6 protein-coding genes are annotated in these 14,407 nt (G+C 62.8%); 2 read left to right on the top strand and 4 right to left on the bottom strand.

Annotation, left to right across the window (positions count from 1 at the left end; translation table 11 throughout):
• The first annotated feature begins 1 nt into the window (after position 1).
• Entirely contained in the window at positions 2 to 5,470 is a 5,469-nt protein-coding gene (locus PH5382_RS04670) for an alpha-2-macroglobulin family protein (protein WP_231751792.1), read from the top strand.
• Positions 5,471 to 5,532: 62 nt separating this feature from the next.
• Complete coding sequence (gene pbpC / locus PH5382_RS04665; RefSeq protein WP_306341242.1) at positions 5,533 to 7,533, top strand: penicillin-binding protein 1C; 2,001 nt, start codon at positions 5,533 to 5,535, stop codon at positions 7,531 to 7,533.
• Between the two features lie 25 nt (positions 7,534 to 7,558).
• On the opposite strand, the gene PH5382_RS04660 is transcribed toward pbpC, so the two are convergent.
• Genes PH5382_RS04660 through PH5382_RS04645 form a run of 4 tightly spaced genes read right to left on the bottom strand, consistent with a single transcriptional unit; the run spans position 7,559 to position 14,386 of the window.
• Positions 7,559 to 9,613, bottom strand: a complete 2,055-nt coding sequence (locus PH5382_RS04660) for a hypothetical protein (protein ID WP_058333191.1) — start codon at positions 9,611 to 9,613, stop codon at positions 7,559 to 7,561.
• Between the two features lie 8 nt (positions 9,614 to 9,621).
• On the bottom strand, positions 9,622 to 12,450 hold the full coding sequence (locus tag PH5382_RS04655) for a DUF4159 domain-containing protein (protein WP_058333190.1): 2,829 nt from the start codon (positions 12,448 to 12,450) through the stop codon (positions 9,622 to 9,624).
• The gene (locus PH5382_RS04650; RefSeq protein WP_058333189.1) at positions 12,447 to 13,349 is read right to left on the bottom strand and encodes a DUF58 domain-containing protein; all 903 of its coding nucleotides are present in this window, start codon (positions 13,347 to 13,349) and stop codon (positions 12,447 to 12,449) included. The genes PH5382_RS04655 and PH5382_RS04650 overlap by 4 nt, the downstream gene beginning before the upstream one ends.
• The gene (locus PH5382_RS04645) at positions 13,346 to 14,386 is read right to left on the bottom strand and encodes an AAA family ATPase (RefSeq protein WP_231751791.1); all 1,041 of its coding nucleotides are present in this window, start codon (positions 14,384 to 14,386) and stop codon (positions 13,346 to 13,348) included. The genes PH5382_RS04650 and PH5382_RS04645 overlap by 4 nt, the downstream gene beginning before the upstream one ends.
• Positions 14,387 to 14,407 lie beyond the last annotated feature (21 nt).

The following is a 14,407-nucleotide window of genomic DNA, read 5'->3' as shown; positions in this document are numbered from 1 at the left end:
CATGCCAGGTTATTTTATGACGCGTTTTGTTCTTATCATCTTAGGGTTACTGTCTTTAAGCTTCGTATTCATTGGCGGATCATCCGCTGCCTCCGCTCAGGAGAGCCAGGCGATTCCGCCGCTGCGCTATCAGACATTGGCCGATACTGATTATTTTGGGTCTGATCTGCAGGCGCTCTTTGAAACGGATCTGGCCTCCTGCCAGCGAGCCTGCTCGGCACAAGAGGCCTGCGCCGGGTTTTCTTTCAATGCCCGATCCAATGCCTGTTTCCCAAAGCAAAGCATGCAGACGCCCTCGCCATATGTTGGAGCGATCTCTGCGCTGAAACAGCAACAATCTCCGGAGCTGCTGGCGCAGGGGGGGAACAGGGCCAAGGCACTGGAATTTCTAAACGAACAGGATCTGGTCCTCGCCTATCGCGAAGCCGAGCAAATAGCGCTGCGCTATCCGGCGGGTGACGCCGGGCTTGACGACATGGTGGCTGCGGGGCAGGCACAGGCACGGGCCGGAAATTATCAGGCGGCGCTGCGCTGGCTAGGACAGGCCGTTGCGTTGAGCGACGAAGCTGGGCTTTGGGCGGAATACTCCGCAGTTTTGCTGGACTATGGCAATGCCAAAAAACGCAACAAAAATCAGACACGCGGTCAGGCGCTTGTCGCCGGACTAAATGCTTATCTGCGCGCCCCTTCTGAGGCGGTGCAGGCCAACGGCCTGATTGCTGCTGCGCAGGCATTGGAGGCATTGGGACGTGGTCGTGACATGTTGCCGATGCTGCGTCTGGCGCAAGACCGGTTCCCGCGTCGCGATACGGCGCGCATGTTGGACAAGGCGATTGCCAAATATGGTTTTCGCATCACAGATAGTCAGGTCGAAAACGACAGTGCCGCGCCGCGCATCTGTGTTGAATTCTCTGAAGATTTGGTGCGCAGTGGTATCAGCTATGGGGATTACGTTAAACTGCCGGATCCGGGGCTTGTTGCCTCAGCTGAGGGGCGACAGCTTTGCGTTGATGGCTTGCAGCACGGCAATCGCTACACCCTGACGCTGCGCCGGGGCCTTCCTGCCAGCAGTGGCGAAGCCCTGCTCAAGGACGTGGAGCTGACGCATTACATTGGGGATCGCAGCCCGTCAGTGCGGTTTCCCGGGCGGGCCTATGTGCTGGCCAAAAGCGATCAGGCAGCCTTGCCGATTGAAAGCGTCAACCTGACAGAAATAGATCTGCGCCTGCGTCGTATCAGTGACCGTAACCTGTTGCGCAGCATTCAGGATGGCTATTTTGGCCGTCCCCTGTCGCAATGGCAGGAAGAACATTTTGCCAGTGACATCGCCGAAGAGGTCTGGACCGGCAGCGCGGTGCTGCAAAATGAGCTGAACCAGGACATGACCACGCGATTGCCTCTGGTCGAGGCGATCGCCGATCAGCCAGTGGGCATCTATGCGCTGTCGGCGCGTATTCCCGGGGCAGACCCCTATGACGATCCCGGTGCCACCCAGTGGTTTGTGCTGACAGATCTGGGGTTGAGCAGCATGGCAGGCAGCGATGGGCTGCATGTGCAGGTCCAGGGCCTGACGGATGCAAACCCCCGCGCGGGGGTTAAGGTGACGCTGATCTCCAATGCCAATGCGGTGCTGGGCACAACGGTCAGCGATGTCACTGGCTATGCGCATTTTGCTCCCGGCCTGTCCCGTGGGCGGGCAGGGGCCGCTCCGGCCATGGTTCTGGCGCAACAAGGCGAGGATGATTTTGCCTTTCTATCGCTGAAAGATGCAGCCTTTGACCTGTCGGACCGCGGCGTCGAGGGGCGTCCGGCGCCGGGGCCCGTGGATGTGTTTCTGGCCACGGATCGCGGTGCCTACCGCGCAGGTGAGACCCTTCATGTCACGGTCTTGACCCGTGATGGTGCCGCGCAGGCCATCGAAGATCTGCCGCTAAGCGCCATCCTGACCCGACCCGATGGGGTCGAATACAGTCGTCATATCTCGAGCGGCGACAAGATGGGCGGTCATGTCTTTGCCTTGCCCGTGGGAACCTCGGCCCCACGTGGCACCTGGCGGCTGGATATCAAGAGCGACCCAAAGGCACCGGCGCTGGCCAGCCGTCAGATCCTGGTAGAGGATTTCCTGCCCGAACGGATAGATTTCGAACAGCAGATCACAAATGCTGCCATCTTGCGCCCTGGTGAGGCCGCCCAGCTGGAGATCTCTGCGCGCTATCTCTTTGGCGCACCTGGAGCGGATCTGACCATCGATGGTGATCTGCGCCTGCGCCCGACCGCGGAACTGGCAAAATGGCCTGGTTATCGCTTTGGCCGCTATGATGCGGCGCGCAACAGTCAAAGCAGCTATTTCGGTGGCGATGTCACCGATGCCGAAGGCAAGGCGCGTCTGACCGTTGATCTGCCTGAAACCGAAACAATGGGCATGCCGCTGCAGGTTTCTGTCATAACCCGGCTTGCGGATGGATCCGGGCGCCCGGTGGAACGCAGCCTGGACCTGGCGGTGCAACCCGCAGGCCCCATCCTTGGTATCAAGCCGCTGTTTGAGGATGTAGTGGCCGAGGGCACCGAAGCAGGCTTCGAGCTGATCGCTCTGTCGGAACAGCTGAACCCACAGCCGATGCGGGTGAAATGGAGCCTCAACCGGGTCGAGACCCGCTACCACTGGTATCAGCTCTATGGCAATTGGAACTGGGAGCCGAGCACGCGCCGCCATGCGGTGGCCTCGGGCGAAGTCACGCTGGGCGCGGATCCGCTGGTTCTGTCCAAGCCGGTAAACTGGGGCCGATACGAGCTGGTGGTGGAACGGCTTGATGGTGATTATGTCGAAGCAGCAGTTGATTTTTACGCGGGCTGGTATGCCCCGGCGGATGGCTCTGCCACACCGGACCGGTTGGAGATGTCGCTGGATACCGACAGCTATCAGCCCGGAGACACTGCCAAGCTGCGTCTGGTATCGCAAAGCGCGGGTACCGCGCTGATCTCTGTGCTGTCCAATAGAGTGATCGAACGTCACGCGGTCGAGGTTCAGGCAGGCGAGGCGATCATCCCCCTCACGGTCAGCAAGGATTGGGGCAGTGGGGCCTATGTCACGGCGATGGTGCTGCAGCCACTTTCGGGCCAGGCAAGTCGCACACCTACGCGGGCATTGGGGCTGGCGCATGCGCGCGTGGAACAGCCGGGGCAGGAACTGTCTGTCAGTATCGCAGTGCCGGAAGTGGCGCGCCCGCGCCACCAAGAAGTGGCGCAGGTAACGGTATCTGGGGCGCAGCCCGGCGAAGAGGTCTGGCTGACGCTTGCGGCTGTGGATCTGGGGATCCTCAACCTTACGGGCTTTGAAAGCCCTGACCCCAGTGGATACTACCATGGCCAACGGCGTCTCGGCATGGAGCTGCGTGATCTTTATGGTCGCTTGATCGATCCGGGCAATGGGGTGCTCGGGCAGATCCGGTCTGGCGGTGACGCAAACCGTGGCATGCAGATGCAATCGCCGCCTCCGACGCAGGATCTGGTGGCGTTCTTCTCTGGTCCCTTGCAGGTTGACGCCGCAGGGCAGGTCGCCTTTCCGATGGATCTACCGGCTTTCAACGGCACGGTGCGGGTCATGGCCATCGCCTGGTCGCAGCGCGCTGTTGGTCAGGCCGAGGCCGACATGCTGGTGCGCGATCCGGTGGTGGTGACAGCGGCACTGCCGCGGTTCCTGGCCCCCGGAGATCAAAGCCGCGTACGCATTGAACTGGTGCATGCCGATGGGCCGAGCGGCGAGATGACCCTGTTGGCAAGCAGCCTTGGCGCCGGGCTCTCGCTTGGTGCCTTGCCGGGATCGATCACATTGGCGGATCAGGGCAAGGCAGTGCTGGAACTGCCGGTCACCGCGATCGAAGTGGGCGACCCTGAGGTGGTGCTGTCGCTGACAACGCCGGATGGCAAGGCATTGACACAGGTGCTGCGCCTGCCGGTGCGGGCCAATAATCCGGTGGTTGCCACGACCCGGCGCCTCACTCTTGAAAAAGGCAGCACATTTCATTTCACCAGTGATGTTTTTGACGGGCTCAGACCGGGCACCGCGCGGGCAGTTCTGTCTGCCGGGCCGCTGGCGAAATTCGATGTGCCGGGGCTTTTGGCCAGTCTGGATCAATACCCCTATGGCTGCACCGAACAGGTGACCTCGAAAGCGATGCCGCTGCTCTATCTGTCTTCGGTGGCCGATGCGATGGGGCTGGGCAAAGGTCCTCTGGTCGACGCGCGCATTCAGGCCGCCATTCGCCGGGTTCTGACCCGACAGGCCAGCAATGGTGCTTTTGGGCTGTGGCGGGCCGAAAGCGGGGACTTTTGGCTGGATGCCTATACCTCTGACTTTTTGTCACGGGCCCGCGTGCAGGGGCATGCAGTGCCCGAAGCCGCCTTTGCCCGTGCCATGGATAATCTGCGCAACCGCATCAACTACGCCTCGGACTTTGATCACGGTGGCGAGGATATCGCCTATGCGCTACTGGTTCTGTCCCGTGAAGGGGCCGCAGCCATGGGCGATCTGCGCTACTATGCTGATGTGAAGGCGAAAGCCTTTGCCACCCCTCTGGCGGCGGCGCAGCTGGGCGCGGCCCTTTCAGCCTATGGTGATCAGCGCCGGGCGGACCGGATGTTTGCCCGTGCCGGTGAACTGCTGCGGCAGGCCAAGGGGGAAACACCTGTCTGGCGGGCTGACTATGGCACTCATCGCCGGGATGCCGCTGCTGTCCTTGCCCTGCTGGTCGAGGCCGGATCCGAGGCCATAAGCCACGAGAGCCTGACGCGACCGTTGCTGCGCGATGCCAGCCAGATGTCCACCCAAGAGGCCAGCTGGACGCTGCTGGCGGCCCATGCCCTGATCAAACATCCCGAAGAATCGGGCCTGTTGGTGAATGGCCAGCCCACGCAAGGCCCGATGGTGCAGATCATGGAAGATGGCGCTGCAGTGGATCAGGCCATTTCCACCGCATCGGGTGCGGCCACAGATCTGACCCTGACCACGCTTGGGGTGCCAGAGGTGGCACCACCGGCAGGCGGCTATGGATATACAATTGATCGCAGCTTCTATGCGCTAGATGGGCAAGAGCTTGACGGGAGCAGTTTCGAGATGGGGGCACGCTTTGTCACCGTGCTGCGGATCACTCCGCATGAGACGGTCGGCGCGCGACTGATGGTCAATGATCCGCTTGCTGCGGGTCTTGAGATCGACAACCCCAATCTGCTGCGCTCGGGGGATCTGCGAGATCTGGACTGGCTGAAGCTGGCCGAGGCCGAGCATGCCGAATTCCGCAGTGACCGGTTTCTGGCGGCCATAGATGTTAAAGGCCACAAACCGGTGACTTTGGCCTATATTGCCCGTGCGGTAACGCCGGGTGTCTTCCATCTTCCGGCAGCACAGGTCGAGGACATGTATCGCCCGGCTTACCGAGCACATACCGCTGCGAGCCGGGTTGAGGTCCGGTGACGGACGCCACTTCATCAGGGCGCCGCCGTCTGTGGTGGCTTCTTGCACCTGTTGCTTTGGCAGTGGCCTTGCTGACGGGCACCAGAGCCTTTGATCGCTGGGTCGCGACGACGGAGCTGCCGATCACTCTGGCGGAAACCTCGACCGAGGTGCTGGACCGCAACGGGGCTTTGCTGCGGGTCTATCCGGTGGCGGATGGCATCTGGCGCATGTCCCTGCCACTGGACGAGGTCGACCCGCTGTTTCTGGCAATGCTCATCGCTTATGAGGACAAGCGGTTTTACAGCCATGCGGGCGTTGACCCCCGTGCGATGCTGCGCGCGGTGGGGCAGGCGATTTGGAATGGGCGTGCGGTTTCAGGCGGCTCTACCCTGACGATGCAGCTGGCGCGCCTGCTGGAGGATGGCAGCACCGGACGCTGGGCCGGCAAGCTACGTCAGATGCGTCTGGCACTGGCGCTGGAACACCGTCTGAGCAAGCAACAGATCCTGCGACTGTACCTTACCCATGCGCCCTATGGCGGCAATCTCGAAGGGCTGCGCGCCGCGAGCCTTGCCTGGTTCGGCAAAGAGCCCAAACGCCTGACGCCATCGCAAGCAGCACTGCTGGTCGCGTTGCCACAGTCGCCAGAGCAACGCCGCCCGGACCGGGCGCATAGCGCGGCGGTGGCAGCCCGCAACCGGGTGCTGGTGCGACTGGTGAAACAGGATCTGATATCGCAGGCCGAGGTCGCCGTTGCCCTGCAGGCAGGTGTCCCAAGACAGATGCGCCGCTTTCCACGGCTGGCACCGCATCTGGCGGATCGTGTTATCGTAGAGGCGCCAGCTCAGACCCGCCTTTCCCTGACACTGGATGCAGAAATCCAGACCAAGATGGAGCATCTTGTTCAGACGGCTGCTGCCCGGGCAGGGCCACGGATCTCGGCGGCGCTCATGGCGGTGGACCATCAGACCGGCGAAATACTGGCCTCGGTTGGATCGCCCTCATACGAGGACAGCGGACGGCAGGGATTTGTCGATATGACCCAGGCGCTGCGGTCGCCGGGTTCAACCTTGAAGCCGCTGGTCTACGGGCTCGCTTTTGATCAGGGGCTGGTGCATCCCGAAAGCCTGATCCACGACGGGCCAATCGAGATCGATGGCTACGCACCGCAGAATTTCGATGGGGTTTTCCGGGGAGATCTGCGGGTGCGGGCTGCCTTGCAGCAGTCGCTGAATATCCCGGTTGTGAAACTCACCCGCGAGCTGGGTCCGGCACAGCTGTTGGCAGCCCTGCGTCGTGCAGGTGCGCGGCCTGCTTTGCCTGGCGGCAAGCCAGGACTGGCGATCAGTCTTGGCGGCATCGGCACGTCGCTGCAGGATCTGGTGCAGATTTATGCAGGGCTGGCAGCAGGCGGTCAGGGGCTGACGCTGCGGGTGCGGCAAGGCACGTTGCCTGTTGCATTGCCACGGGTGATCTCGGATGTGGCGGCCTGGCAGCTGAGCGATATCCTGCGAGGTCTGGCACCGCCGCCAGGTGCGCGGGCCGGGGTGCTGGCCTATAAAACCGGCACCTCCTATGGTCATCGTGATGCCTGGGCCATCGGCTGGGACGGGCGTCATGTGATTGGCATTTGGATGGGGCGCGCTGATGGCACGCCCGTGCCGGGGGCCTTTGGTGGCGATCTGGCAGCGCCTGTGTTGTTCGAGGCCTTTGGTCGGCTGAAACCGGATTTCGCGCAACACCGCGCGCCACCTACGGCGACGCTGATTGTAACTGCCGCCGAGTTGCCGCTCCCCCTGCGGCGGTTTCGCAGCCGGGATGCGGCCTTTGCGCAGGACAGCGCCGACCCAAAGGTTCTGTTTCCACCGGAAGGGGCTCGGCTGGATCTGGCGGGCGACGCACTTGTGGTGAAACTGCGCGGCGGCACCGCCCCCTTTACCCTGCTGGCGGACGGGCGTGTGCTGGCCAAAGGGCAGCACCGACGTGAGTTCGAGGTTCCCAATCCCGGTACCGGGTTTTCCAGCCTGTCGGTGGTCGACAGCTCCGGTCGCAGTGGTCAGGTTTCCGTGCGGATCGACTAATTCGGCAGGTTTTTCAGACGACTTCCTAGCGACGCGCCTCACGTAACCAGGCGGCCAGTGCGAGGCCGGCAACCAACAAAAGGCCAAGCCAAGCCGGCAGCAGCTGGCTTTGCGAGACAGACAGGGTTTCATAAGCAGCACGCGGCGTCAGGCCGATCCAGCCGCGCCCGGCAGCCGGGCGGCCCGGTTTCACATCCCGCAGCCTCGGCACCCCGCCTTCGATCGACATGAGGCCACCGCGCAGGGGCGCGATCACCGGGGCCAGCACCGTGTCAGTGGCAAGCGGGTCTTGGAATTCGCGCGGGGCTGCCGGGCCTAGGCCAACGACGGTGCTTACATCGCCTTCACGCAGGCGATACAGACCTTGCTGGTCGCCCAAGTACTGCGCTTCCCACAGTCCCGGTGCGCGCTCTTGCAAGGGGACTTCTGCCTCGCTGCCGTCGGGGGCGGTGATCGTCAGCTTGCCAGCTGCGCCCTCCATACGGCGACGAAAGATCTGCATGTTTTGACCGCTTACTTCTGCCCAAAGCATCTCTTCTTCGAGCTCTGGCTCTTTCATCATCCAGTGTGCAAGGCGGCGCAGCAGCTCCAGTTGCGGTCCGCCCCCCTGATAGCCCCGACTCCAGAGCCAGGCATGATCCGAGGCCAGCAAGGCTACGCGGCCTTCGGCAACCCGGTTCAGAACCAGCAAAGGGCGATCATTGACGCCGCTCATCAAAACATGGCCTTCGGGGGCTGTGACCTCGATCTGGCGGAGCCAACTGCCCCAGCTGGGAAGATCACCGGGAGTTGGGTCAAGCCCAAGGGTGACCGGATGGCGTTCCCCCAGGTCGGTGATCTTGGGGCGATAGGCCTGTTCCATCACCCGCGCGGTTGGCATCGCGGGCAACACGCGCGACAGGGGCGAGCGATAGATCGACGAGGCACTGGCGAAATCCGGCCCTGCTGCCACCAGAACCGCGCCGCCTTTTTCGACGTAGTTGGCGACATTGTCGAGATATATGGCCGGAAGAATGCCGCGCCGTTTGTAGCGGTCAAAGATGATCAGGTCGAAATCTTCGATCTTTTCCAAAAACAACTCGCGGGTGGGAAAGGCGATCAGCGACAGTTCATCCACCGGCACACCGTCCTGTTTTTCGGGAGGGCGCAGGATGGTGAAATGCACCAGATCCACAGAGCTGTCCGATTTCAGTAGGTTACGCCAGGTACGCCCGCCAGGATGCGGCTCACCTGAAACCAGAAGCACCCGCAAGCGATCGCGCACGCCATTGATCTGCACCAGGGCGGAATTGTTGCGATCGGTGATTTCGCCTGCAGCCTCGGGGGTGGAAAACCGGATCACGTTGCGCCCGCCATGGGGCAGTGTCAGGGGCAGATCAAAATCTACTCCCAGAGGCAGATTGAAACGCTGGGGGGCTGCCCCATCAATCGAGATATCCAGCGGTGCCTGCCGGAAGTCTTCGGGTGTTGCGCCACTGTCTTCCAGCCGCAGGGTCAGTGTCACGGGTTCACCAATGATAGCAAAGGCTGGGGCGTTGCGTACGATCAGGCGGCGATCCCAGTCCTGTGCCTGGCCTGTCATCAACAGGTGCATTGGCGCGGGCAGGGTAAGTTGCTGGTCGGTGTCATGCACCTGACCATCCGAAAGCGCGATGACCCCGGCCACACGCCCCTGCGGCTCATCCGCAAGAGCATGCGAAACGGCTTGCATCAGGGCGGTGCCGCCGTCGCCCACATCATCCTTAAGGGTGATCCAGCGGGTTTCGGTATTTGCGCGTGTGGCCAGCTGCTGCTCCAGGTCAACCCGTGCCTGGGCTGTCTGCACGGGACGGGTGGACAGCTTCTGGCTGGCGGTTTCATCGACGACGACCAAAACGATATCGCTGAGCGGTGCCCGGGTCTCGTTTTGCGCCAAAGGCCCCATGAGGGTCGCCAGCAGACAGAGTGCAGCCAGGCCACGCAGCCCCCAGCCGGGCAGCTGACGCCAGGCGGCCAGTGCAATTGTTATGAGCGCAAACCCAGCCAGTACCCACAAGATAGGCCAGGGCAGCAGCGGATCAAAGAGCAGGGTTTGAGTCATTGTCGCGCCTATTGCCCCAGCCGTTCCAGCAGGGCCGGAACATGGACCTGATCGGACTTGTAGTTGCCGGTGAGCACATGCATCACCAGATTGACGCCAAAGCGGTAGGCCAGCTCGCGTTGGCGTTCGCCGGAATAGCCGCGCCCGACCGGCAGCAGGGGACGTCCGTCGCGGTCCACTGCCCAGGCCGAGGCCCAGTCATTGCCGCCAATGACCACAGGTGTCACCCCATCATTGAGATCGCGAAACGGGATGCCTTCGATCTGCTGCGCATCCGCCGGGGCGGCCTCGACCCAGAGAGGTCCGCGGGGATGGCGACCGGGAAAATCCTGCAACAAATAAAAGGCGCGGGTCAGAACATGATCGCCCGGCACTGGCTCCAACGGGGGAATGTCCAGCGGCAGTGCCAGTTGCTGCAGGCGGCGTGCCGCAGCACTGGTGGCCCCGGTGCTGGCAAGATCGGCATCGCGCGTGTCAAACAGGATCATGCCGCCAGAACTGAGATAGCCATTCAGCCGGTCGTAGGCTGCGGGCGAAGGCAGCGGCTGGCGCGCTGTGACCGGCCAGTAGAGCAGCGGATAAAGCGCGAGATCATCGCGTTCAAGATCCAGACTTACCGGGTTCGATGGCTCGACCGAGGTGCGAAAAAACAGGGTGTCCGACAGGCCACGCAACCCGGCCAGTGCCACCCGGTCCACGCGTGCATCCCCGGTGAGGACATGGGCCAGAGTAAGCTCGGCAGCGCGGTCGACATGTTCTGCCGGGCTTTGCGTTTCAGTCACCGTTTCGGTCTGCGGGGGGGGGGAGCTGTTTTGCGCCAGCAAAGGCCTTGGCGTTGACAGGGCGAATGCAAGGCCCAGACCAAGTGTGGCGATCATGGCAACCGGGCGTGGTGGCACAAGCTGGCCGGTGATCAGCAGGGTCGCAATGATGTCCAAAGCCAGCAGGGCAAGTGCGAGCCCCAGAAGGGCTCCGGTTAGAGGCTGCTCCCGGACGGCACTATATCCCGTCAAGCTGACACCGCTTCCCCAACTGGCGACAGAGAGGCTGTCACCTGCGCGCAAAACACTGCGGGCCAGACGACGGTCTTCGCTTGCATAGAGACCTGGTTGCAAGGCCGGGCCGACCTGGGCGGTGACCAGATCGGGGCCTGCGACACCGGGCAGGGTTGCAGCTTCGGTGCTGCGGCCAAACCCATCTAGCACAGAAATCGGCTGCCAGCTGGTGCCTTCGAGGCTGCGTGCCTCGGGTGGTTTTGTCGCAGAAGACACTGCCAGCCGCTCCAGCATTTGAACAAATAGACCGGACAGCGGCAGGCTGCTCCATTCCGCATTGGCGGTGACGTGAAACAGTACCACTTGCCCCTGGCCCAGCGGCTTGCGGGTGACCAACGGGGTGCCATCGTCGAGCGCGGCAATGACACGATCGGCGAGCTGGGGATCTGGCTGCGCCACCACCTGCGAGGCGACGGAAACCTCTTCCGGAATGCCGAGGCCAAAGAAAGGTGATCCTTCCGCAAAAGGCGCCAGAGTCTTGGGCTCGCCCCAGCTCATGGCGCCACCAATGCTGCGGCCTCCGATGCGCAGGCGCACGGGCATCAGGGGCTCTTCGGTGTCGCGGGCGGTATCGCTGGCAGCCAGTCTGGGCCCGGCAAACCGCACCAGCAAGCCGCCGTCTTGGACCCAATCCGTGAGGTTGGTTTCTAAATCGGGAGACAGCCGGGCAACATCGGCCAGAATGATCACATCGGGGTTGGCGGGCAGCAGATCCCCCAAGCTGCCTTCGAGCAGATCAGCGCTGGGGGCCAAAGCCTTACGCAGATAATGCAGCGGGGACAGCAGCGCCAGACCTTCGTCCGCCGCACCAGAACTGATCAGCGCGACCTCACGCCGCCGCAGACTGTCATCGCTCAAGCCAACAGCGCCGGCAGAGCGTTGACCGGCAATTTCGAACCTGTCGATGCGGGCGCGCAACTCGGCTGGCAGGCTGAGACGAGCCACGGCCTGCACTGCCTGCGGCGCGAAGGTCGCCGTGATCTGCGCCAGATTGCGCTGGGTACCATTGGGATCGCGCCCGCGTGCCAGAAGTGTGACGCTGTCAGTCTGCACCCCGGTGGCGAGCTGACTGCGCAAAACAGTAAGGTCAAGCACCCCATCCACATAGCGAGCGGGCAGCAGGCCATAGACCGGCAGGCCACTGCTCAAAACGGTGACAGCGCCGCGTGCGACCAAAGCCTGGGTGAGGCTCTCCTGCCCTTCATAGCTGAGCCCGTCACTGACCCAAAGCGTGTCAAAGTCGCCGGGGATCTTGCCTAGTTGATCAAGGCTGGAACGGATCTGTTGTGGACCGGGTTGCCAGGGCATGGGCATCACGCCGGGCAGTTGCTGTTGCCAAGCAGTGGCCGCGAGAAACTGGATCTCTGTTGGGCGGCTCAGCTGCAGCAGGGCGACGCGACGGTTGGCAGCGGCGGCCTCATCCAGTCGCATTGAGATTTGCTCTTGCGTGGCCTGCCAATTCTGGGCCCCGGCCCAGGAGGCATCAAGTACGACCAACAAAGGCCCGGAAGCGCTGCTGGTCTTGTCGGGGTTCAGCACTGGTCCGGCAAAGCCGATGATCGCAGCGGCGACAGCAATGCAGCGCAACAACAGCAGCCACCAGGGCGTGCGGTCGGATTGGCTGTCGGAATCAGAAAGCCCCAAAAGCAGGGTGACGGCAGGAAAGACCTGCCGTTTGGGTGCTGGCGGCACGGCGCGCAGCAAAATCCACAGCAGCGGCAGAAGCAAGAGCCCCAGCAGCAGCCAGGGGCTGGCAAAGCCTATACCGGCCAACTCAATCATGAGGCGCTCCGATCCATGGCGTGGTAGAGCCAGAGCAGGGCGCTGAGCGCGCTGTCATTGCTGTGATGCTGACCGAGGCGCCAGCCGGCGGCCCGGCAAAGCCTTTCCAGGGCATCACGACGCGCCGCGAGCCGGTCAAGATAGCGATCCCGTAGCGCGGAAGCCTTGAGGGTTTCGTGACTGAACGTCCCTGTGACGCTTTCGAAGCGGGTGCGCCCGGCAAAGGGAAACTGTTCTTCGGCGGGATCCAGAACCTGCAGAATGACGCCACGTACACCACGATCAGCCGCTTTGGATAGGGCGCGTTCCAGCGCATCAAAGGGCCCAAGAAAATCTGATATGAACAGGGCGCGAGCGTGCGGTGCCATGGCGCGGTCTTCAGGGGGCTGGTAGTCTTCGGTGTTGTCTTGGCCGAAGGCTTCGGCCAGACGCAGGACTTGCTGATTGCCGCGTCTGGGCGGCAGGGACCCACCTGTGAGGCCAACCCGTTCACCGCCGCGCAGCATCAGGATCGACAGCGCCAGGCCCAACAGGCGCGCCCGGTCGATCTTTTGTGGCAGACCCGGTGCTGAGGCAAAGCGCATCGAGGCCCCCTGATCCACCCATAGATGCACGGTCTGGGCAATCTGGAGCTCCCGCTCCCGAACAAATTGCAGATCTCCGCGGGCAGAACGGCGGTGATCCACCATGCGGCGGCTGTCCCCTTGTTGCAGAGGGCGGTATTGCCAGAAATCATCACCCAGTCCGGCCCGCCTGCGCCCGTGTTCACCGCTGAGCACCGATCCCGCCAGCTGCTGCGCCTGCACCAGAAGCGGCGGCAGTGCGCTGGCCTCTGACTCTGCGCGTTCACGCAGGGGCAAAGGCGCTGTTGCAGCCGCTGATCCGGTGCGATTGCTCATGCGGCAATTCCGTTTTGGGCCAGATCCGCTGCTGTGGTCTGGATCAGATCACTGAGGTTGTCGCCACGGGCCCGGGCGGCAAAGTTGAGCTGCATGCGATGGCTGAGCACCGGCAGAGCCATATCCAGAACGTCTTCGGCATTGGGGGCGAGGCGGCTTTGCAGCAGGGCGCGGGCGCGCACCGCCAGCATCAGGGCCTGTGCTGCACGGGGGCCAGGGCCCCAGGCCACGGTCTGGGCCACCCGGTCCGACACGCCCGGCTCATCGGGTCGGAAGGCGCGGACAAGATCGAGGATCATTTCGACCACCGAGTCGCCAACTGGCATCCGTCTGAGCAGGGTCTGCGCCTCCAGAAGTTCGGCGGTGGTGAACACCTGATGCGCGACCTCTTCGTCGATGCCGGTGGTGGTCAGCAGGATCTCGCGTTCGGTGTCCCGGTTGGGATAGGGCACATCGATCTGAAACAAAAAACGGTCCAGCTGGGCTTCGGGCAGCGGGTAGGTGCCTTCCTGTTCGATCGGGTTCTGGGTCGCCAGCACGTGGAAGGGCTGTCCCAGCGGGCGATCTTCGCCAGCGACCGTCACCTGGCGTTCTTGCATGGCCTGCAGCAGGGCGGACTGTGTGCGGGGGCTGGCGCGGTTAATTTCATCCGCCATCAGAAGTTGGCAGAACACCGGACCAGGCACAAAGCGAAAGGCGCGCCTGCCATCTTCGCTGGTATCGAGAACTTCTGAACCAAGGATATCGGCCGGCATCAGATCCGGGGTGAACTGCACCCGGTTGCCGTCTAAGCCCATGACAGTGGACAGGGTTTCTACCAGTCGGGTTTTACCAAGGCCAGGCAGGCCGACCAGCAGCCCGTGGCCGCCACACAGCAGGGTGGCCAGCGTCAGGTCGACCACGCGTTCCTGTCCGATAAAGCGGCGGGTGATCGAGTCCCGCGCCAATTGCAGCTTTGCCTCGAGCGTTTCGATGGCAGCCAGCAGATCATCGGGTTCGGAGTGGGGTTCGGACATGACATTCCTTTCACGGCGCATATATGATCTTAGTGTATCGCG

It is taken from the genome of Phaeobacter sp. CECT 5382, from assembly GCF_001457775.1.
Classification (GTDB): Bacteria; Pseudomonadota; Alphaproteobacteria; order Rhodobacterales; family Rhodobacteraceae; genus Pseudophaeobacter.
Note: the sequence above shows the minus strand (reverse complement) of the source record. Positions and strands in the feature narration are given on the sequence as shown.